The sequence below is a fragment of the Pseudomonas sp. 10B238 genome (assembly GCF_000970615.1).
GTDB lineage: Bacteria > Pseudomonadota > Gammaproteobacteria > Pseudomonadales > Pseudomonadaceae > Stutzerimonas.
This window is the reverse complement of sequence record NZ_KQ033927.1, coordinates 78,285-96,145: the sequence shown is the minus strand read 5'-3', so window position 1 is coordinate 96,145 and position 17,861 is coordinate 78,285. Positions and strand designations below refer to the sequence as shown.

The 17,861-nt window shown below is 59.0% G+C and carries 19 protein-coding genes; 11 read left to right on the top strand and 8 right to left on the bottom strand.

Going from position 1 to position 17,861, the window contains the following annotated elements; genetic code table 11:
- Nucleotides 1-5 precede the first annotated feature (5 nt).
- The 7 genes from RT21_RS00460 to RT21_RS00430 all read left to right on the top strand — a co-directional run bounded on the left by RT21_RS00460 (nt 6) and on the right by RT21_RS00430 (nt 6,612).
- Nucleotides 6-188, top strand: a complete 183-nt coding sequence (locus RT21_RS00460) for a CcoQ/FixQ family Cbb3-type cytochrome c oxidase assembly chaperone (RefSeq protein WP_045427751.1) — start codon at nt 6-8, stop codon at nt 186-188.
- Complete coding sequence (gene ccoP, locus RT21_RS00455; protein WP_045427752.1) at nt 189-1,106, top strand: cytochrome-c oxidase, cbb3-type subunit III; 918 nt, start codon at nt 189-191, stop codon at nt 1,104-1,106. It abuts the gene before it with no gap.
- Nucleotides 1,107-1,245: 139 nt separating this feature from the next.
- Nucleotides 1,246-2,658, top strand: coding sequence for a cytochrome c oxidase accessory protein CcoG (gene ccoG, locus RT21_RS00450; protein ID WP_046161158.1), 1,413 nt, complete (start codon nt 1,246-1,248; stop codon nt 2,656-2,658).
- 11 nt (nt 2,659-2,669) lie between these two features.
- The gene (locus RT21_RS00445) at nt 2,670-3,173 is read left to right on the top strand and encodes a FixH family protein (RefSeq protein WP_046161157.1); all 504 of its coding nucleotides are present in this window, start codon (nt 2,670-2,672) and stop codon (nt 3,171-3,173) included.
- Nucleotides 3,174-3,180: 7 nt separating this feature from the next.
- A complete protein-coding gene (locus tag RT21_RS00440) occupies nt 3,181-5,610 on the top strand; it encodes a heavy metal translocating P-type ATPase (RefSeq protein WP_046161156.1) in 2,430 nt (809 codons plus the stop codon).
- A gap of 65 nt (nt 5,611-5,675) precedes the next feature.
- Nucleotides 5,676-5,885, top strand: coding sequence for a cbb3-type cytochrome oxidase assembly protein CcoS (gene ccoS, locus RT21_RS00435; RefSeq protein WP_045427761.1), 210 nt, complete (start codon nt 5,676-5,678; stop codon nt 5,883-5,885).
- Nucleotides 5,878-6,612, top strand: coding sequence for a sulfite exporter TauE/SafE family protein (locus RT21_RS00430; RefSeq protein ID WP_046161155.1), 735 nt, complete (start codon nt 5,878-5,880; stop codon nt 6,610-6,612). Before ccoS ends, RT21_RS00430 begins: the two co-directional genes overlap by 8 nt.
- Before the next feature lie 61 nt (nt 6,613-6,673).
- Here RT21_RS00430 and nadE read toward each other — a convergent pair whose 3' ends face one another.
- The gene (nadE, locus tag RT21_RS00425) at nt 6,674-7,501 is read right to left on the bottom strand and encodes an ammonia-dependent NAD(+) synthetase (RefSeq protein WP_046161154.1); all 828 of its coding nucleotides are present in this window, start codon (nt 7,499-7,501) and stop codon (nt 6,674-6,676) included.
- Nucleotides 7,502-7,695: 194 nt separating this feature from the next.
- On the opposite strand from nadE, the gene hemN reads away from it, so the two are divergent.
- The 4 genes from hemN to RT21_RS00405 all read left to right on the top strand — a co-directional run bounded on the left by hemN (nt 7,696) and on the right by RT21_RS00405 (nt 11,098).
- Nucleotides 7,696-9,078: an oxygen-independent coproporphyrinogen III oxidase gene (hemN, locus tag RT21_RS00420; RefSeq protein WP_046161428.1), complete on the top strand. Its 1,383-nt coding sequence runs from the start codon at nt 7,696-7,698 to the stop codon at nt 9,076-9,078.
- A 106-nt stretch (nt 9,079-9,184) separates the two neighbouring features.
- On the top strand, nt 9,185-9,919 hold the full coding sequence (fnr, locus tag RT21_RS00415) for a fumarate/nitrate reduction transcriptional regulator Fnr (protein WP_045427770.1): 735 nt from the start codon (nt 9,185-9,187) through the stop codon (nt 9,917-9,919).
- 10 nt (nt 9,920-9,929) lie between these two features.
- Nucleotides 9,930-10,478, top strand: coding sequence for an adenine phosphoribosyltransferase (locus RT21_RS00410; RefSeq protein ID WP_045427773.1), 549 nt, complete (start codon nt 9,930-9,932; stop codon nt 10,476-10,478).
- A 2-nt stretch (nt 10,479-10,480) separates the two neighbouring features.
- Nucleotides 10,481-11,098 carry an SCO family protein gene (locus RT21_RS00405; protein ID WP_046161153.1) on the top strand — a complete coding sequence of 206 codons (618 nt, stop codon included), beginning with the start codon at nt 10,481-10,483 and terminating at the stop codon, nt 11,096-11,098.
- 21 nt (nt 11,099-11,119) lie between these two features.
- Here the strand turns inward: RT21_RS00405 and RT21_RS00400 are convergent, their stop codons facing one another.
- From RT21_RS00400 to dnaX, 7 genes are all read right to left on the bottom strand, one after another.
- The gene (locus tag RT21_RS00400) at nt 11,120-11,827 is read right to left on the bottom strand and encodes a type 2 periplasmic-binding domain-containing protein (protein WP_101153228.1); all 708 of its coding nucleotides are present in this window, start codon (nt 11,825-11,827) and stop codon (nt 11,120-11,122) included.
- A 9-nt stretch (nt 11,828-11,836) separates the two neighbouring features.
- The gene (locus tag RT21_RS00395; protein ID WP_045427779.1) at nt 11,837-12,610 is read right to left on the bottom strand and encodes an ABC transporter permease; all 774 of its coding nucleotides are present in this window, start codon (nt 12,608-12,610) and stop codon (nt 11,837-11,839) included.
- Nucleotides 12,610-13,353 (bottom strand): ABC transporter ATP-binding protein, encoded by a 744-nt coding sequence (locus tag RT21_RS00390; RefSeq protein WP_045427782.1) that lies wholly within the window; start codon nt 13,351-13,353, stop codon nt 12,610-12,612. Before RT21_RS00390 ends, RT21_RS00395 begins: the two co-directional genes overlap by 1 nt.
- Nucleotides 13,354-13,446: 93 nt before the next feature.
- Nucleotides 13,447-14,436 (bottom strand): ABC transporter substrate-binding protein, encoded by a 990-nt coding sequence (locus RT21_RS00385; protein ID WP_046161151.1) that lies wholly within the window; start codon nt 14,434-14,436, stop codon nt 13,447-13,449.
- Between the two features lie 204 nt (nt 14,437-14,640).
- The gene (gene recR / locus RT21_RS00380) at nt 14,641-15,240 is read right to left on the bottom strand and encodes a recombination mediator RecR (protein ID WP_046161150.1); all 600 of its coding nucleotides are present in this window, start codon (nt 15,238-15,240) and stop codon (nt 14,641-14,643) included.
- 135 nt (nt 15,241-15,375) lie between these two features.
- Nucleotides 15,376-15,702: a YbaB/EbfC family nucleoid-associated protein gene (locus RT21_RS00375; protein ID WP_019339308.1), complete on the bottom strand. Its 327-nt coding sequence runs from the start codon at nt 15,700-15,702 to the stop codon at nt 15,376-15,378.
- A 15-nt stretch (nt 15,703-15,717) separates the two neighbouring features.
- Complete coding sequence (dnaX, locus tag RT21_RS00370) at nt 15,718-17,775, bottom strand: DNA polymerase III subunit gamma/tau (protein ID WP_046161149.1); 2,058 nt, start codon at nt 17,773-17,775, stop codon at nt 15,718-15,720.
- Nucleotides 17,776-17,861: the final 86 nt, after the last annotated feature.

Here is a 17,861-nt window from a genome sequence, read left to right as displayed (position 1 = left end):
GCACCATGGATATCGGGACTCTTCGCGGCCTGGGCACAATTCTCGTTTTCGTCGCAATGATAGCCATCATCCTTTGGGCTTATAGCAGCAAGCGCAAGAAAAGCTTCGACGAAGCGGCCAACCTGCCCTTCGCGGACGAGCCCGACGCCAACAAGCGTGATGAAGAAGCTTCCAGGAGTAAGAAATAAATGACCTCGTTTTGGAGTTGGTACATCACCCTGCTGAGCTTGGGGACCATTGCCGCACTGGTCTGGCTGCTGCTCGCAACTCGCAAGGGACAACGCCACGACAGCACCGAAGAAACCGTCGGCCATTCCTACGATGGAATCGAGGAGTACGACAACCCACTCCCGCGCTGGTGGTTCCTGCTGTTCGTTGCCACGGTGATCTTCGCTCTGGGTTACTTGGCACTGTATCCGGGGCTGGGCAACTGGAAGGGCGTGCTGCCCGGCTACGAGGGCGGCTGGACCCAAGTGAAGGAATGGCAGCGCGAAATGGACAAGGCGGACGAGCAGTACGGTCCGCTTTATGCGAAGTTCGCGGCGATGCCCGTAGAGCAAGTCGCTCAGGATCCGCAAGCCCTGAAAATGGGTGGCCGCCTGTTCGCTTCCAACTGCTCCGTCTGCCATGGTTCAGATGCCAAGGGTGCCTACGGCTTCCCCAACCTGACCGACGGCGACTGGCTGTGGGGCGGCGCGCCTGAAACCATCAAGACCACGATCATGGGCGGACGGCAGGCAGCCATGCCTGCATGGCGTGACGTGATCGGCGAAGATGGCATCCGCAATGTAACCGGTTACGTTCGCAGCCTGTCCGGTCGCGATACCCCCGAGGGTATCAACGTCGACATTGAGCAGGGTCAAAAAATCTTCGCAGCCAATTGTGTAGCTTGTCATGGTCCTGCAGGCAAAGGCACTCAGGCCATGGGCGCGCCTAATCTGACCGACAACGTCTGGCTTTACGGCTCGAGCTTCGGACAGATTCAGCAGACCTTGCGCTACGGTCGGAATGGCCGGATGCCAGCCCAGGAACACATTCTTGGCAACGACAAGGTGCATCTGCTGGCAGCGTATGTGTATAGCCTCTCGCAAGAGTCGGAGGACTGATCCAATCGGTCCAGGCGCGACCCAAGGTCGCACCTTGCTTCGACTGACGAGGCGTACCATTCGCAGCAGCAGGTAAGCAAAAGATCCCGGTCGGCATGTATCGACCGGGACACTCACCCTCCGCCGTGGTACGCACTAGATGACTGAGCAGATCCCCGTTCGCAACGTAACACCTCCCTCCAAGTCCGAAGCATCGGGCGACCTCTACGCAGCGCGCGAAAAGATCTACACCCGAGCCTTCAGCGGCCTGTTTCGCAACTTGCGACTCGTCGGTGGGGCACTGCTGTTCGTACTCTACTTTGGCACCGTGTGGCTGACCTGGAACGGTCGGCAGGCGGTTTGGTGGGACTTGCCAGAGCGCAAGTTCTACATCTTCGGCGCGACCTTCTGGCCGCAGGACTTCATCCTGCTATCGGCACTGCTGATCATCTGCGCATTCGGCCTGTTCTTCATCACTGTTTTCGCCGGGCGCGTCTGGTGTGGCTATACCTGCCCCCAAAGCGTGTTTACCTGGGTCTTCATGTGGGCAGAGAAGGTTACCGAGGGCGACCGGAACCAGCGCATGAAGCTCGACAAAGCTCCCATGAGCGCCGACAAATTCTTGCGTAAAGCGGCCAAGCATTCGATTTGGTTGGCGGTTTCCCTGGCGATCGGCATTACCTTTGTCGGCTATTTCACCCCGATCAGGGATTTGGTGCCTGATCTTGTGACGCTACAGGTGGGCGGCTGGGCGTTGTTCTGGGTCGGCTTCTTCACCCTCGCCACCTACGGTAATGCCGGCTATCTGCGCGAGCAGGTCTGTATCTATATGTGCCCGTACGCTCGTTTCCAGAGTGTGATGTTCGACAAGGACACCCTAATCGTCTCTTACGACCCACGTCGCGGCGAGCGTCGTGGCCCGCGGAAAAAGGACGCCGACTACAAAGCGATGGGCCTCGGAGATTGCATCGATTGCACCATGTGTGTGCAGGTCTGCCCTACCGGCATCGACATCCGCGACGGCCTGCAGATTGAATGCATTGGGTGCGCAGCGTGTATCGATGCATGCGACACCATCATGGACAAGATGAATTACCCGCGTGGCCTGATCAGCTATACCACCGAGCACAATCTGTCCGGACAGAAGACCCATCTGGTGCGGCCGCGGCTGATCGGTTATGCCATGGCGCTGACAGCAATGATGGGCGTGTTCGCCTATGCGGTCTCGGATCGCGCACTGGTCAAGCTCGACGTCCTAAAGGATCGCGTGCTCTATCGAGAGAATGAGCAAGGACGGATCGAGAACGTTTATACGCTCAAGGTAATGAACAAGGCTCAAACCGAGCAGACCTTCATCATTGAAGCCGTTGGCCTGGAAGGCTTGAAATACGAGGGGCGCAACGAGATTCGTGCTGAGGCAGGCGAGCTGGTTACCGTTCCAGTGGAGCTGTCAATGGCACCGGAGCAGCTACCATCGAGCACTAACGAAGTCGTCTTCCACATCAGGTCGGTGGATGATTCCTCTATTGAAGATGAAGCGGAAAGCCGCTTCATTGGCCCAAGCATCCGCTAAACAGGTAGTTCATGAGCAATTCCGAGCACGAAAGCACACGTTGGTATAAGCAGTTCTGGGCCTGGTTCGTGATCGGCATTCTGTTGATGTCGGTCATCCTCGGCACCTCAATGCTGACCATTGCGATCCGCAATGCCGATACGTTGGTCTCCGACAACTATTACGATGCTGGCAAGGGTATAAACCAGTCACTGGAACGCGAGAAGCTCGCTGAGCGCCTGCAAATGCAGGCGCAACTCAACCTCAACGACGAACGTGGACTCGCCGAGCTCCAACTGAGCGGTGCGAGCCGCCCGCAACAGGTAATACTCAACCTGCTTTCCCCTACGCAGCCAGAACGCGACCGTCGTATCGTTCTCCAGCCTCAGGGCGATGGCTTCTATCAGGGACAGATGCAGGAGCCAGTCACCGGCAGGCGTTTCGTTGAGCTGCTCGGCCGAGAGGGCGACCAGGATTGGCGACTGTTCGAGGAAGACGAAATCGCGAGCGGTCAGACGATTGATCTGAGCTACTGACCGAACGATGGCAAGCCCCATTCCCTGCTACCACTGCGGGCTGCCAGTACCTGCTGGCAGTGCATATCACGCCCGCGTGCTGAACGAGCAGCGGGCGCTATGCTGTCCTGGCTGCCAGGCGGTCGCAGAGGCGATCGTCAAGGGCGGCCTGGAAAGCTACTACTCGCATCGCAGCGATGCATCTATCAATCCAGATACCCTGCCGCAAGCGCTTAGCGAAGAGCTGGAGCTGTACGATCGCAAGGACGTGCAAGCGCCATTCGTCCGCCATGAAGGTGAGCTGGCCGACGCCTCACTGATGATCGAAGGCATCAGCTGCGCCGCTTGCGGTTGGTTAATCGAAAAACACCTGCGCCGGCTCGACGGGATTTCCGAAGCCAGCTTGAATCTCTCCAACCATCGCCTGCGTGTGCGCTGGGATGACGCCGCCTTGCCGCTCAGCGAATTGCTCGCCGAGCTTCGCCGTATCGGGTATGCCGCTCATCCCTATCAAGCGGACCAGGCGGCGGAGCGGCTTGCCCAGGACAACCGTCGCAGCATGCGCCAACTGGGCGTAGCCGGGTTGCTTTGGATGCAGGTGATGATGGCGACCATGGCTACTTGGCCCGAATTCAACATCGACCTCTCGCCAGGCATGGACAGCATTCTTCGCTGGACCGCTTTGCTGCTGACCACGCCGATCGTCTTCTATTGCTGCACCGATTTCTTCAAAGGTGCACTGCGTGATCTACGCACCCGCCATCTAACCATGGACGTTTCTGTTTCGCTGGCAATTGGTGGCGCCTATGTCGCCGGTATCTGGTCGACGGTCACCGGTCAGGGCGAGCTGTATTTCGATGCGGTGGGCATGTTCGCCCTGTTTCTTCTGGCCGGACGCTTTCTCGAGCGCCGCGCGCGGGAACGCACCGCCGCGGCGACCGCACAGCTGGTAAACCTGCTGCCGGCTTCTTGCCTGAAATTGGCCGACAATGGCCAAACTGCACGGATTCTGCTTCGAGAGTTGCAACTCGGCGATCGAGTGCTGGTGCAACCCGGCGCGCTAATCCCGGCCGATGGTCGTATCCTCAGTGGACAATCGAGCGTCGATGAGTCGGTCCTCACTGGCGAGTATCTGCCGCAGGCTCGAATGGTTGGCGATGCCGTCACTGCGGGAACCCTCAACGTCGAAGGCGCCCTGACCGTCGAGGTGCAGGCGCTCGGCGACAATACTCGGCTTTCCGCGATTGTCGGCCTACTGGAACGCGCCCAGTCGGACAAACCGCGCCTGGCCGAGCTGGCCGACCGGGTTTCGCAGTGGTTTCTGGTGATCGTACTGCTGACCGCCGCTGTGGTTGGTATCGTGTGGTGGCAGATCGACCCACAACGCGCGTTCTGGATCGTTCTTGCCTTGCTGGTAGCCACCTGTCCCTGTGCCTTGTCGCTGGCGACACCGACCGCCTTGACCACCGCCACTGGCACGCTGCACAAGCTTGGCTTGTTGCTCACCCGGGGGCATGTGCTGGAAGGCCTCACGCACATCGACACGGTGATTTTCGACAAGACCGGAACCTTGACCGAAGGTCGCCTGACCCTGAGTGAGGTGCGGCCACTGGCTGAGCTGGATGCCAACGCCTGTCTGGAGTTGGCCGCTGCCCTGGAAAACCGCTCCGAGCACCCAATTGCCCGGGCGTTCGGCCGAGCGCCCCTAGCAGCCGAAGCCGTAAACAGCGTTCCCGGCCTGGGTCTGCAAGGTTCGGTCGGGGAACGTACGCTACGTATCGGTCAGCCCGATTTCGTAGCGGCTGGCTATGCCGGCGCAGCGCCCGAGATTCCCAGCAAAGAGGGCCAATGGTTGCTGTTGGGCGACACTCAGGGGCCTCTGGCGTGGCTGGTGCTCAACGACCGCTTGCGTGATGACGCGCCAGCTCTGCTCCAAGCGTGCAAGTCCCGTGGCTGGAAAACGGTTCTGTTGTCCGGCGACAGTTCACCGATGGTAGGCGAAATCGCTCAGCGGCTCGGCATCGAAGATGCACACGGCGGCATGACCCCAACCGACAAGCTAACTCACCTGCAGCGACTGCAAGCCAAAGGTCATCGCGTGCTGATGCTCGGCGATGGCGTTAATGATGCACCGGTCCTCGCGGCAGCCGACATCAGCGTGGCCATGGGTTCAGCGACCGATCTTGCCAAAACAAGCGCTGACGCTGTCCTGCTTAGCAACCGTCTCGACAGCCTAGTGCAGGCATTCAGCGTGGCGCGTCGCAGCCGCCACATCATCATCGAAAATCTGACCTGGGCGAGCCTGTACAACGGTTTGATCTTGCCATTCGCGGCTATCGGCTGGGTAACACCGCTGTGGGCGGCACTGGGCATGTCTGCCAGTTCGCTGCTGGTGGTGCTGAACGCGTTGCGGCTGAGCCGACTGCCGAGTCAGCGACGCCCCGACAGTCTGCCCTGACTGGCGTACGATAGGTAACGCGCCTACTCGGGCTTGCCTTGACCCACCGTTACTGGAGGCATTTTTTGGCCGCACTTTACATTTTGATCCCCGTCGCCGTGGTTCTGGTCGCGTTGGCCATTTGGGTCTTTTTCTGGGCCGTCGACAGCGGCCAATACGATGACCTGGACGGCCCGGCCCACAGCATCCTTTTCGACGAGGAGGACCCTAAGCACCGGGCAGGCATTGAGCAGGCAGACAAGGGTCGCGACGAAGGGAATCCCGATCGTGAATGAGTTGTTGCCACTGCTGATATCGGCTCTGGTGCTCGGCCTGCTTGGTGGAGGCCACTGTTTAGGTATGTGTGGTGGTTTGATGGGTGCCCTGACCATGGCTATCCCTGCTGAGCAGCGCGGCAAACGACTGCGCCTGCTCGTGGCTTATAATCTGGGGAGAGTACTGAGCTACGCTTTTGCCGGTCTGCTGATCGGACTGGCTGGTTGGGCCGTGGCCAACAGCCCTGCCGCGATGGCATTGCGGATTCTAGCCGCCCTGCTGCTGATCAGTATGGGCTTGTATCTAGCCGGCTGGTGGTCGGGCCTGACCCGTGTCGAAGCGATTGGACGAGGCCTTTGGCGCCATATCCAACCATTTGCCAGTCGGCTGATGCCAGTTAAGAGTGTTCCACGAGCGTTGCTGCTCGGCGCTCTTTGGGGTTGGCTGCCGTGCGGACTTGTCTACAGCACATTGCTATGGGCGGCGAGCCAGGGCGATGCGATGGACAGCGCCCTATTGATGCTGGCATTCGGCATCGGTACCTGGCCCGTGCTTCTGGCAACCGGCCTGGCTGCCGAGCGACTTACCGCAGCGCTTCGTAAACGCGGCGTGCGAATGCTCGGCGGTGTCACCGTGATTCTTTTTGGCCTTTGGACGCTTCCAGGCCCTCATCAGCAATGGCTGATGGGCCATGGCCATGTTGGTGATGCGTCCCTGCAGCAAGCGCCCTCGCACGTTCATCAGTGAAACGCCACTGACCCAAGAGAGCCCACCGAAACGCCGGCTTCCGTTCACGCCTGCATTTCGCTCAGGGCTCTTTCGGTAGCTGGCGCTTGTGCGCCGACTTATCGTAGGTGTCGATGATGATCCGAGCCGCCTCGTCAGGTACTGCTCGGCCTTGCAGAAAGGCATCGATATTTTGATAGCTCACCCCATGAGCATCTTCGTCCGGCTTGCCGGGTGAAAGCTCTTCGAGATCGGCAGTGGGGACTTTTTTTACCAGCTGTTCAGGTGCACCCAATGCAGCCGCCAGCTCACGGACCTGATGCTTGACCAAACCGGCCAGCGGCGTCAGGTCGCAAGCCCCATCGCCAAACTTGGTGAAAAATCCCATCACTGCTTCTGCCGCATGATCGGTCCCGATAACCAGTCCTTGTCGCGCGTTGGCAATGGTGTACTGAGCCACCATGCGCATCCGCGCCTTGGTATTGCCAATCACGAAGTCGCGCTTTTCCGGAGTCAAGTCATCAAGCGCCTCGGTAGCTCGCGTCAAGCCTTGCACGGCGGCTCCGATGTTGACCGTATGGCACTCATCCGGCTTGATCGAATCGACAGCAAGCTGCGCTTCGTCTTCGTCATGCTGAACTTGATAAGGCAGCCGGACAGCAATGAATCGGTAGTCATCACCCTCGCCCGCTTCGCGCATCCCTTCGACTGCACGCTGCGCGAGCAACCCGGCGGTGGTCGAATCGACACCCCCGCTGATTCCCAACACCAGGGTCTTGAGACCGGACTCGCGCAGACATTGCTGGATGAAGGCGACTCGCCGATCAATCTCGGCCTGTATTGCTGCTGCCCCATCGAAAGGGGCGCAAACGTTAAGCGCAGCAGCGATTTCTTGCTGACGACGATGCATAGGTTTCTCCTTGCAGTTGATAAGGTTGGGAACGACCGTAGCTAATCCGACCATAATTCAGCGAATAAATCTCCTTCTGCGTACCGTCGGTCTCGGGCGCCGCAGCAGGGTCTGGACTCGCTTGATACAGGTCAAGTCTAAGCAGCGACACCCGCCCTAGAATCCGGCCACCGCAGTCAACCCGAGACCGTATGATGCTCGACGCCATTCGCTGGGATGCCGACCTGATTCATCGTTACGATCAGGACGGGCCGCGCTATACCGCTTATCCGACGCCCCTTCAGTTCAACTGCAAACTGGGCTCATTCGACCTATTGCATGCACTGCGCAGCAGCCGCCAGGCGGCCAGGCCGCTGTCACTGTACGTCCACCTGCCATTCTGTGCGGACATCTGCTATCACTGCCAGCGCAACAAAGTCATCGCCAAAGATCGTGGGCGGGCATTGCCGTACCTTACGCGGCTGGAAAAGGAAATCGAGCTGATCGGCTGCCACCTCAGCCCGGAACAGGTTGTCGAGCAACTGCATTTCGGCGGTGGCACGCCGACCTTTCTCGGCCATGCCGAGCTGCGCAGATTGATGAGTCATTTGCGTAAGCACTTCAATCTGCAAAACGACGATCACGGCGATTTCAGCATCGATATCGATCCACGCGCAGCGGACTGGCCAACGATGGGGCTATTGCGGGAGCTTGGATTCAATCGCATCAATATCGGCCTGCAGGATCTTGACCCTGACGTGCAGCGAGCCATCAACCGCACGCAGACGTTGAAACAGACACAGACGGTTATCGAGGCAGCCCGAACCCTGCAGTTCCGTTCAATACAGATCGATTTAACCTACGGTTTACCACTGCAAACGCCCGAGCGGTTTGCTCACGCGATGGCCGCCGTGATTGCCCTGCAGCCGGAGCGTGTGTCAGTTGCCAGCTATGCGCATCTACCCGAACGGTACATGGCCCAGAGAAAAATCAACCCCGCAGAGCTACCAACCCAGCCGGACAAGCTGACGATGCTGCAACACAGCGTGGAGCAGCTGACTCGTGCCGGCTATCGCTATATCGGTATGGATCTTTTCGCCCTGCCTGACGATGAGCTCGCAATGGCCCAGGAGGATGGGGCACTTCAACGTAGTTTCCATGGCTATACAACTCATGGGCATTGCGATCTGGTCGGCCTGGGTGTTTCAGCGATCAGCCAGGTCGGCGATTTGTACTGCCAGAACAACAGCGACATTACTCTCTACCAGCAGTCGCTGGGACAAGGTCAGCTCGCCACTATCCGTGGCCTGCGATGCAATGAAGACGACCAGATCCGGCGCTACACGATCCAGGCGTTATTCTGTGATTTCGAGCTGCGTTTCGACGAGATTGAAAGCATCTTCGGCGTCAGCTTCAAGAGCTATTTCGAGCAAACCTGGCCAGCCCTGGAGCAAATGGCTGCCGACGGGCTGATCCAACTGAATGCGGACGCGATGACCATTCTGCCGGCCGGACGGCTGCTTGCGCATGCCGTGTGCATGCAGTTCGACCACTGCTTGCCGCCCCGCCCTGCCTCGCGGCTTTCCCATGCTATGTGAGTAAAACGACCCGAGCCGACGACCGCACTGCGACCCTTGTACCGATTGGCCTAAGGTGCCTGCGTGAGTTAGTCTTGCGCACCGTAAGGTTTATCAGGATCCCGCAATGTCCGAGCCCATCAAGGTCCGCAAGCAGCCGCAGGCTAATTGCAAGGATTGCAGCCTCTCTGGCCTCTGCCTGCCGCTTTCGTTGAATATGCAGGACATGGAATCGCTGGACGAAATCGTCAAGCGCGGACGCCCCCTGAAGAAAGGCGAAACACTGTTTCGTCAGGGTGACGCGTTCAGTTCCGTGTTTGCCATCCGCGCCGGTGCCCTACGCACCTTCAGTGTCACGGATGCCGGCGAGGAGCAGATCACCGGTTTCCACCTGCCGAGCGAGCTGGTTGGACTGTCCGGCATGGACACCGAAACTTACCCGGTATCCGCACAAGCCCTTGAAACCACTTCGGTGTGCGAAATCCCCTTCGAACGCCTCGATGAGCTTAGCGTGCTGTTGCCGCAGCTGCGCCGCCAGCTAATGCGCATCATGAGCCGCGAGATTCGCGATGATCAGCAGATGATGATGCTGCTGTCGAAGAAGACAGCTGACGAACGCATCGCGACCTTTCTGATCAATCTGTCGGCCCGGTTCAGTGCACGCGGCTTTTCCGCCAATCAGTTCCGCCTGCCCATGTCACGCAACGAAATAGGCAACTACCTCGGTCTCGCGGTAGAGACGGTTTCACGCGTATTTACCCGCTGCCAGGCGAGTGGCCTGTTGGAAGCGGAAGGCAAGGAAGTCCGAATTCTTGATTCCATCCGGTTGTGCGCCCTGGCGGGCGGAAACATGGACGCCTAACGGAGCTCGTATGATCTTTGATGAATTCGCCATCAAAACCCTGATTAGACCGGTCCCGGACTTCCCCAAGCCTGGCGTAGTGTTCCGTGACATCACGCCGCTGTTGCAGTCGCCGAAAGCTCTCCGCATGGTGGCGGACAGCCTGATCCAGCGCTACGTCGAAAGTGATTTTAGCCATGTCGGTGCGCTGGATGCCCGCGGCTTTATCATCGGTTCGATCATTGCCTACGAGCTGAACCGGCCATTAATTCTGTTCCGCAAAAAGGGCAAGCTCCCTGCCGACGTACTGGCGGCGTCCTATCGCACCGAGTATGGCGATGCCTACCTTGAAGTGCACGCCGACAGCCTCTGCGAAGGGGATTCGGTTTTGCTGTTGGATGACCTGATCGCCACGGGCGGCACACTGGTCGCCGCTGCTCAGCTGGTCCGCCGCATGGGCGCTCAGATCCACGAAGCCGCAGCGATCATTGACCTGCCGGAGCTCGGGGGGTCTCGCAAATTGCAGGACATGGGCATTCCCACGTTCACCTTGACTGCATTCGAGCTGAACGAGCGCTAGTCTTGACCCGCAGAAGGAGCTCTGCGATACGCTGCGCAGCGCTGCTCGGCTTGCTGGCGTTCTGCTCATCTTCGCTTGCGGTCGACCGCGAAGCCATGCTGGAAGAGGCCAACCTGCTGATCCTTCCGCGCGAGCGGCAATTGCCTGATGTCGAACTCATAGACGAGCAGGGACAGACTGTTACAACCGACGAGCTACGCGACCACTGGTATCTGTTGTTTTTCGGTTTCACGGCCTGCCCAGACGTCTGCCCTACAACCTTGAGCGACATGCGCCGCCTACTCGGCCAGCTACCGCCTGACGTACGTGAACAGGTGCAGGTGGTTTTGATCAGCGCTGATCCTGCGCGCGATACGCCCGAAGCACTGCGTACCTACCTGGGTTACTACCGGGCAAATTTCAAAGGACTGACAGGCGAAATCCCAGAGCTGCAGAAAATGTCTAAAGCACTAGGGCTTCCTTTCGTTGCAGCAACGAGCATGGAAGGCGACTACAACGTCAGCCATAGTAGCAACCTGGCCATTGTCGGCCCGAATGGGACCCTGCGGGGGCATATCCGAGCGCCTTTGAAACTGGACGGGCTGCTTCAGTTCTTGCCACAGCTAATCGAGGCCAAGTGACTCCTAAGCCTGATGCAGGCCTCAGTGGCAATCAAGCGTGTCGGCTAGCACGTAGGCTTGAAAGGCAACCTCCTCGATCCAGTGTTGCGTAACCTCGGCCAACGCCCCCTCCCCTTGCTTGCTGGCGGTGAACTGTTCGATTCGCTTCTGCAGCGCTGTATCAGCTGCCTCGATTCGCAATGTCAGAGGTTTGTTCTCTAGCTTTGGCAGCAATCGATCAAAGCGACGCCATTCGGGTAGTTCCGCAATCTGCTGGAGCAACACCCTGTCTCCCACTACCGCCTGACATTCTCCGAGTTTCAGTCCGATTAGCGCTTGGGCCACGCTGGGGTAGGTTCGTGCGACACCGCCAAAGCGGGACACCACCAGGTCTGTGTGGGGGCTTTCTTCTGTCACGCAAAAAGGCTCGCCGGCAAGATCAGGCCAATCGGCAGGCCCTGCTTCGTTTCCCGCCAGCGCCGCGATTTCACTGGAATAGTAAGCCGCACCAGAATCCAGCTTACCGAAGCGAAGGTAGCCTCCTACGGAGGCATCGATCAGGGCAACCTCGCTGCCCAAGGCTTCGCCCAAACGCACAAGCCAAGCGGCCTCGAACCCTTCCCTGACCGACTCGGCTTCCGCCGCCTTGAGCGGGCGGTAAGCATCAACCGGGGCAGCTTCGATGACTCCAGCCTGGGTGCCAACCGGCACCACCAGCATGAGCATGAGCCATAACAGGCGTATCTTCACGGTGCCCTCTCAGACGTACTGGTAGCGCAGCATCCGTTGCTTGAATTTCTCCAGGACAACCTGATCGATCAATGTCGCGAGAATGGCGATGACCAGAATATTCATCATCACCCCGGCCATGTCGGCAATTTCCCCGGAGTACGCAAGCGAGCGTCCCAGCCCCTGGCCGAAGCCGATCAGCATTTCCGCCGAGATCAGTGCCCGCCAGGCATTGCCGAAGGCCAGCTGCGCGCCTGTGATCAGCTCGGGCATCACGGCCGGTAGATAAACACGTCGCACCAGTTGCCAACGCGATGCGCCCATTACCCGAGCCGCGGCAACCTGGACCGGCTGCACGCTTTCGGTGGCATTCATGACGGACAACGCCATCGGGAAGAACGCCGCAAGTGCGACCACGACGATGATCGGCAGGTTGCCGAAGCCCATCACGATCAAGAACAGCGGTACCCAGGCGATCGATGGTATTGACTGCAGTATGACGATGGCCGAACGCAGGATCTCGCGAAAGAAGAACAGTACGCCCCCCAGCAACCCAAAGCCGATACCAAAAAGCATGGCGAAGCTATAACCACTCCCCAACCGACTCATGCTGCCGTAAAGCCCTTCGCGAAAATCTGGCTCGTAAACCGTGGTCAGCAGCCTTTCGAACACAACGGGAATGCCGGGCATCAAGAACGCAGGAAGGCTCCATGCAGCGATTTGCCAGATCAGCAGAATGAACAGAATCGCCAACACCACGGCGAGGTACTTCTTCGGACCGGTCAGACGACGTCCCTGACTCATCAGTGTCCTACCTCCGTCTTAATGCCTAACAACCGAAGGATCTCGCGCCGCTCAGCGGCGAACTCGGAAAGATCGTGGCTCTTCTCGCAATGGATGAAGTTGAATGTTTTCAGCACTTTGGCTGGGCGGGCGCTGAACACCAACACGTGATCCGCCAGATACAACGCTTCATCAACGTCATGGGTGACCAGCAATACAGTAGGCTGATGCTCGTCGATCAGCTCTCGCAGAACGTCCTGCAACGCCATGCGTGTAAGCGCATCAAGCGCACCGAAAGGCTCATCGAGTAGCAACACTTCCGGCTTGGCAATAAACGCGCGAGCCAGTGCCGTGCGCTGACGCATGCCGCCGGACACCTGATGCGGGTAGTAGTGTTCGAAGCCATCCAGGCTGACCCGAGCGAGCCAGACCTTTGCCTGATCGAACGCATCAGCCTTGGCGACTCCTTGAAGCTCAAGCGCCATGGCCACATTGGCCTGTAACGAAAGCCAGGGATACAGCGCATGCTCTTGGAAAACCAGCGTACGGCGAGGGCTTGGGCCAGGAATCTTCTCGCCATCGGCGAGCACGCGCCCTGCGGTTGGCTCTTCAAGTCCGGCAACCAGGTGCAGTAAGGTTGATTTCCCACAACCAGAAGGCCCAACGAGGGCGACCAGCTCACCCTGGGCGAACTCGCCGCTGAAGCCCTTGATGACTTCTAGCTGGCCAAAACGCTTATCTACTTCTTCAAACCTGAGTTGCATATCGCTTTGAAGACCTCAAGAACTGCCCGATCAGCGGGCGGAATGACACTGCCCGGCACGGTGGCCGGGCAGTGTGGAACAATCTGCAGCGGTTTACAGCTCGCGTGCTTCTTGCCAGGACAAGTCGAGAATGGCGCTGGTATCGAATGGCTTGCCATCGCGAGTCTTGAGCGAGCCGAGCTCCTGAAGAATATCGGCCAGTTCCTGAATACGCGCCAAATCATCAGTGCCAAGCTTGGCGCCGAAGGTCTGGGTTGCGATGGCTTCTTCGATCACGACCTCACGGGGCAGCTCACCGCGATTAAGCGTCTTCAACGTCGGCTCGGCGATAAAATAATCAGCAATCAATTTGGCCGCTTCTGCCGGCTGATTCTCTAACAACTCAATCGCGTCACGCTGGGCGTCCAACGACTGCCAGACCGCCTCCTTGCGCTTTTCCAGGGTTTCCCCAGCGGTAATCACCACCATGCAGGGAAATGGCCAAACCTCGCCGATCTCGTAGATCTGTTTGACGGGTGCCACTAGCTGGGCGATCCGATCATAGGGCTCGAAGAGAAATGCCGCATCGGTGCGACCTGAGACGAGGGACTGGACCGCAACGGCCGGGCTAGTACCCATGATGTTGACATCGCTAGGTGCCAACCCCGCAGCCTTCAAGGTGACGCCGCGCAATACCGCATCGGCAGTACTGCCTTCTTTCTGCGACGCCAGAATCTTCCCTTTCAGGTCAGCGATCGTCTCAATGCCCGTTCCTTCTCGGGCCACGATAGAGTGATAGCCCTGCTGGGCGCCGCCGACCACCTTCAGATCAGCGCCCTTCGACGCCCACGCCACCGCGTTGGTGAACCCAAGAACACCGGTGTCCAACTGGCCGCCAATAATGGCCTTGATCAGATCGGTACCGGAACTGAACTCAACCAGCTCGACGTCCAGGCCGTGCTTTTTGTAGAAGCCGCCCTCGTAGGCAACCATCGCCTGGGCATCATCCATCACCCGGATATATCCGACTTTGAATTTTTCCTGGGCCTGCGCAAAAGCGCTCAGCAACAGCAGTGCGGGAACCAACCAGTGTTTTGCCTTCATTATCGACCTCAAGTAGATAGGCAGCGCCATGCATATAACCAAGCGAGCAAATGTATATTCATTTGGTTATTAGCGGATTGTGGCTTAGAACTTTACATGAAGTCCGGCTTGCTAGGCACTACCTAGGGGCGATAACCGGTAAACTAGAAGTTATAAAGCAGAAGGTTGCCGCCAGCATGACTTTCGGCCCAGATTGCCAACAAGTCAGAGGGTGATCGTCTTCCGGCCGGCCAGCGCATGTGCAAGCGTGCCCCCATCGACGAGATCAAGCTCACCGCCAAGCGGCACACCGTGCGCGATGCGGCTGAGGGTCAACCCTTTGGGTATCAAAAGCTGAGCAATGTAATGCGCAGTAGCCTCGCCTTCAACGGTGGGGTTGGTGGCTAATATCGCCTCGCTGAAATTGCCCTCCGCCACTCGTCCGAGCAGTTCGGGGATGCCTATTGCCTCTGGGCCTAGACCATCGAGCGGGGAAAGATGCCCCTTGAGTACGAAATAGCGGCCACGAAAGCCGGTCTGCTCCACTGCGAACACATCGACAGGACTTTGCACGATGCACAGCAAGGCATCGTCCCGTCGCGGATCAGCGCACTGCGGGCAGAGCTCTTCCTCACTCAATGTGCGGCACTGGCGGCAGTAGCCCACCTCCTCCATCGCACGTGCAAGCGCCTGAGCCAACCTCAGCCCGCCGCTGCGGTCGCGCTCAAGCATCTGCAATGCCATGCGCTGAGCCGTTTTTTGCCCTACGCCAGGGAGAATGCGCAATGCGTCAATGAGTTGGCGAATAAGCGGGCTGAAAGACATGGGTCACCAGGTTGAGGAGCAGTGGGCTGTAATTTGAAGCGGTACTAGAGACCGTGCCGTGAACGACGCTAATAACTCATTCACGGCGCCGATCGGCCGCGCTGGCTGAGTGCCTAGAACGGCACTCGGAAGCCATCAGAATGGCATCTTGAAGCCGGGCGGCAACTGCATTCCGTCGGTCATGCCGGACATCTTTTCTTTGCTGTTCTGCTCGATCTTGCGCACGGCATCGTTCACTGCCGCGGCGATCAGGTCTTCTAGAATTTCCTTGTCCTCCTGCATGAGGCTGTCGTCCAGGCTGACGCGTTTGACGTCGTGTCGACCGTTCATCACAACGCTCACAAGGCCGGCGCCGGACTGGCCGGTCACCTCGGCGTTGGCCAACTCTTCCTGCATTTTCTGCATCTTTTCTTGCATCTGCTGCGCCTGTTTCATCAGGCCGGCCATGCCACCTTTCATCATGGGGTCTACCTCGGATCAGGGTTCGGAATGTTCTACGGGTTCGATGGTACCGTCGCGAATGACGGCGGCGAACTGTTGCATCAGCTGTTGCACCACGGGATCGGTTTGAATCGACTGCTCAGCGGCCCGTTGACGCTCGCTCCGTCGGCGGGCCGCGGCCTGGGCCGGAGTTTCCTGCTGCGGGGTCTGCAACTCGATGTCCAGCTGCAAGGTGCGCCCATGGTACTGATTCAGCGCATCGTTCAGACGTCGATGTTGAGTCGTATTGAACAGTGCACTCTGCGCCGGGTCCAGGTGCATCAACCAGCGATCACCTTCAACGGAAATCAAAGTGCAATTGGCCGCGATACTACCGGTCAGGCCTGCCAACCCGAGTTTCAGATAAATATCCTGCCACTCGGCCGCCAGTCCGGTCGCCGGCTCGACCGCAGGAGCAGGTTCTACAGACTGCTGCTCCGACGCTGGATCATCCAGCCCGTCCAGGTAGGCTTCAGCCTGCGTTTCGACCTCGAAGTAATCCTCGTCAGTCAACGGGGGTTCTTCATCGTCAGGCTCGCTCACCTCGACGACCGCAGCGAAATGTTCAGCGGTTTCAATCGAAGCGGTCCGTTGCTCTACCGCCTCACTTTCCACCGCAACCGGTGACGATGCCGGCGGCTCATTCCACGGCACGTCGACCACCGAAGGTACCGGCTCCGACGCCACAGGTTGAGGCGTCGGAGCCGGCGTGACCTCCACGGCAGCGGCCGACGGCTCGGGAACTTGGACATGAGCTGGGGCTGTTGGTGCGGGCGCAGGTAAAGGGTTCGGCCGCGGCGGCACCGAAGAGCTGACCGCAGCGGCCGGCACTAGCGCTACGGGCTTTGCAGCCAGCTCATGATCCGGCGCGGCCGATGCCGCAGTACCGGCCACGTTGGTTGAACTGGAATCAGTCGTGGCCGGACTGACTCCCAATGTCTTTAACGGTGTTCGCGGTGCGTTATCACTGTCAGCAGGTCGGAACGCAAGCATGCGCAGCATGACCATCTCGAAGCCGCTTCGCGGATCGGGTGCCAACGGCAGATCGCGCCGGCCAATCAGACCCATCTGGTAATAGAACTGTACGTCCTCGGCCGGCAATGCCTGCGCCAGTGCAAGCACTCGGTCACGGTCGCCCTGACCATTATCTACCGCGTCCGGCAACGCCTGGGCGACAGCCACACGGTGCAAGACGTTGAGCATTTCCGCGAGTACGCCGGCCCAATCAGGGCCTTGCTCGGCCAGGTGACGAACCGCTTCCAGCAGCGCCCTGGCATCGCCTTCAAGCAACGCCTGCAGCACGCCATAGACCTGCCCGTGATCAAGGGTGCCCAGCATGCTGCGGACGTCGGCCGCGAGCACCTTGCCCTCCCCAAACGCGATCGCCTGGTCGGTCAGGCTCATCGCATCGCGCATCGATCCATCCGCGGCACGGCCGAGCAACCAGAGCGCATCTTCCTCGAACGGGACCTGCTCGACGCCAAGCACGTGGGTCAGATGCTCCACTACGCGTTCGGGCGGCATGTTTTTCAGAGAGAACTGCAGGCAGCGCGACAGGATAGTCACCGGCAGCTTTTGCGGGTCCGTCGTGGCTAGCAGAAACTTGACGTGGGGCGGTGGCTCTTCAAGCGTTTTAAGCAATGCGTTGAACGAGTGCGACGAGAGCATGTGCACCTCGTCGATCAGATAAACCTTGTAGCGCCCACGACTAGGCGCGTACTGCACGTTATCCAGCAACTCTCGAGTGTCTTCAACCTTGGTGCGGCTCGCGGCGTCCACCTCAATCAGGTCGACGAAACGCCCTTCGTCGATTTCGCGGCAGACCGAGCACTCCCCGCAAGGCATGGAGCTGATACCCGTCTCGCAATTGAGGCATTTCGCGATAATCCGCGCGATGGTGGTCTTGCCAACCCCACGCGTACCTGTGAACAGATAGGCATGGTGCAGGCGCTGGCTGTCCAGTGCGTTGATCAGAGCCTTGAGCACGTGCGTTTGGCCGACCATTTCGCGGAACGAGCGCGGACGCCATTTACGGGCTAGTACCTGATAACTCATAACACCATCGCGGGATAAAGCAGAAGACAGGTAATGCTAGCGGAGCAGGCTGCAAATTGCATCCAGCCTGACGCCTGCATGGCGGA

Coding starts and splice junctions, on each gene's coding strand:
- RT21_RS00460 (WP_045427751.1), top strand. CDS start 6: ATGGATATCGGGACTCTTCGCGGCCTGGGCACAATTCTCGTTTTCGTC.
- ccoP (WP_045427752.1), top strand. CDS start 189: ATGACCTCGTTTTGGAGTTGGTACATCACCCTGCTGAGCTTGGGGACC.
- ccoG (WP_046161158.1), top strand. CDS start 1,246: ATGACTGAGCAGATCCCCGTTCGCAACGTAACACCTCCCTCCAAGTCC.
- RT21_RS00445 (WP_046161157.1), top strand. CDS start 2,670: ATGAGCAATTCCGAGCACGAAAGCACACGTTGGTATAAGCAGTTCTGG.
- RT21_RS00440 (WP_046161156.1), top strand. CDS start 3,181: ATGGCAAGCCCCATTCCCTGCTACCACTGCGGGCTGCCAGTACCTGCT.
- nadE (WP_046161154.1), bottom strand. CDS start 7,501: ATGCATCGTCGTCAGCAAGAAATCGCTGCTGCGCTTAACGTTTGCGCC.
- hemN (WP_046161428.1), top strand. CDS start 7,696: ATGCTCGACGCCATTCGCTGGGATGCCGACCTGATTCATCGTTACGAT.
- fnr (WP_045427770.1), top strand. CDS start 9,185: ATGTCCGAGCCCATCAAGGTCCGCAAGCAGCCGCAGGCTAATTGCAAG.
- RT21_RS00410 (WP_045427773.1), top strand. CDS start 9,930: ATGATCTTTGATGAATTCGCCATCAAAACCCTGATTAGACCGGTCCCG.
- RT21_RS00395 (WP_045427779.1), bottom strand. CDS start 12,610: ATGAGTCAGGGACGTCGTCTGACCGGTCCGAAGAAGTACCTCGCCGTG.
- RT21_RS00390 (WP_045427782.1), bottom strand. CDS start 13,353: ATGCAACTCAGGTTTGAAGAAGTAGATAAGCGTTTTGGCCAGCTAGAA.
- RT21_RS00385 (WP_046161151.1), bottom strand. CDS start 14,436: ATGAAGGCAAAACACTGGTTGGTTCCCGCACTGCTGTTGCTGAGCGCT.
- recR (WP_046161150.1), bottom strand. CDS start 15,240: ATGTCTTTCAGCCCGCTTATTCGCCAACTCATTGACGCATTGCGCATT.
- RT21_RS00375 (WP_019339308.1), bottom strand. CDS start 15,702: ATGATGAAAGGTGGCATGGCCGGCCTGATGAAACAGGCGCAGCAGATG.
- dnaX (WP_046161149.1), bottom strand. CDS start 17,775: ATGAGTTATCAGGTACTAGCCCGTAAATGGCGTCCGCGCTCGTTCCGC.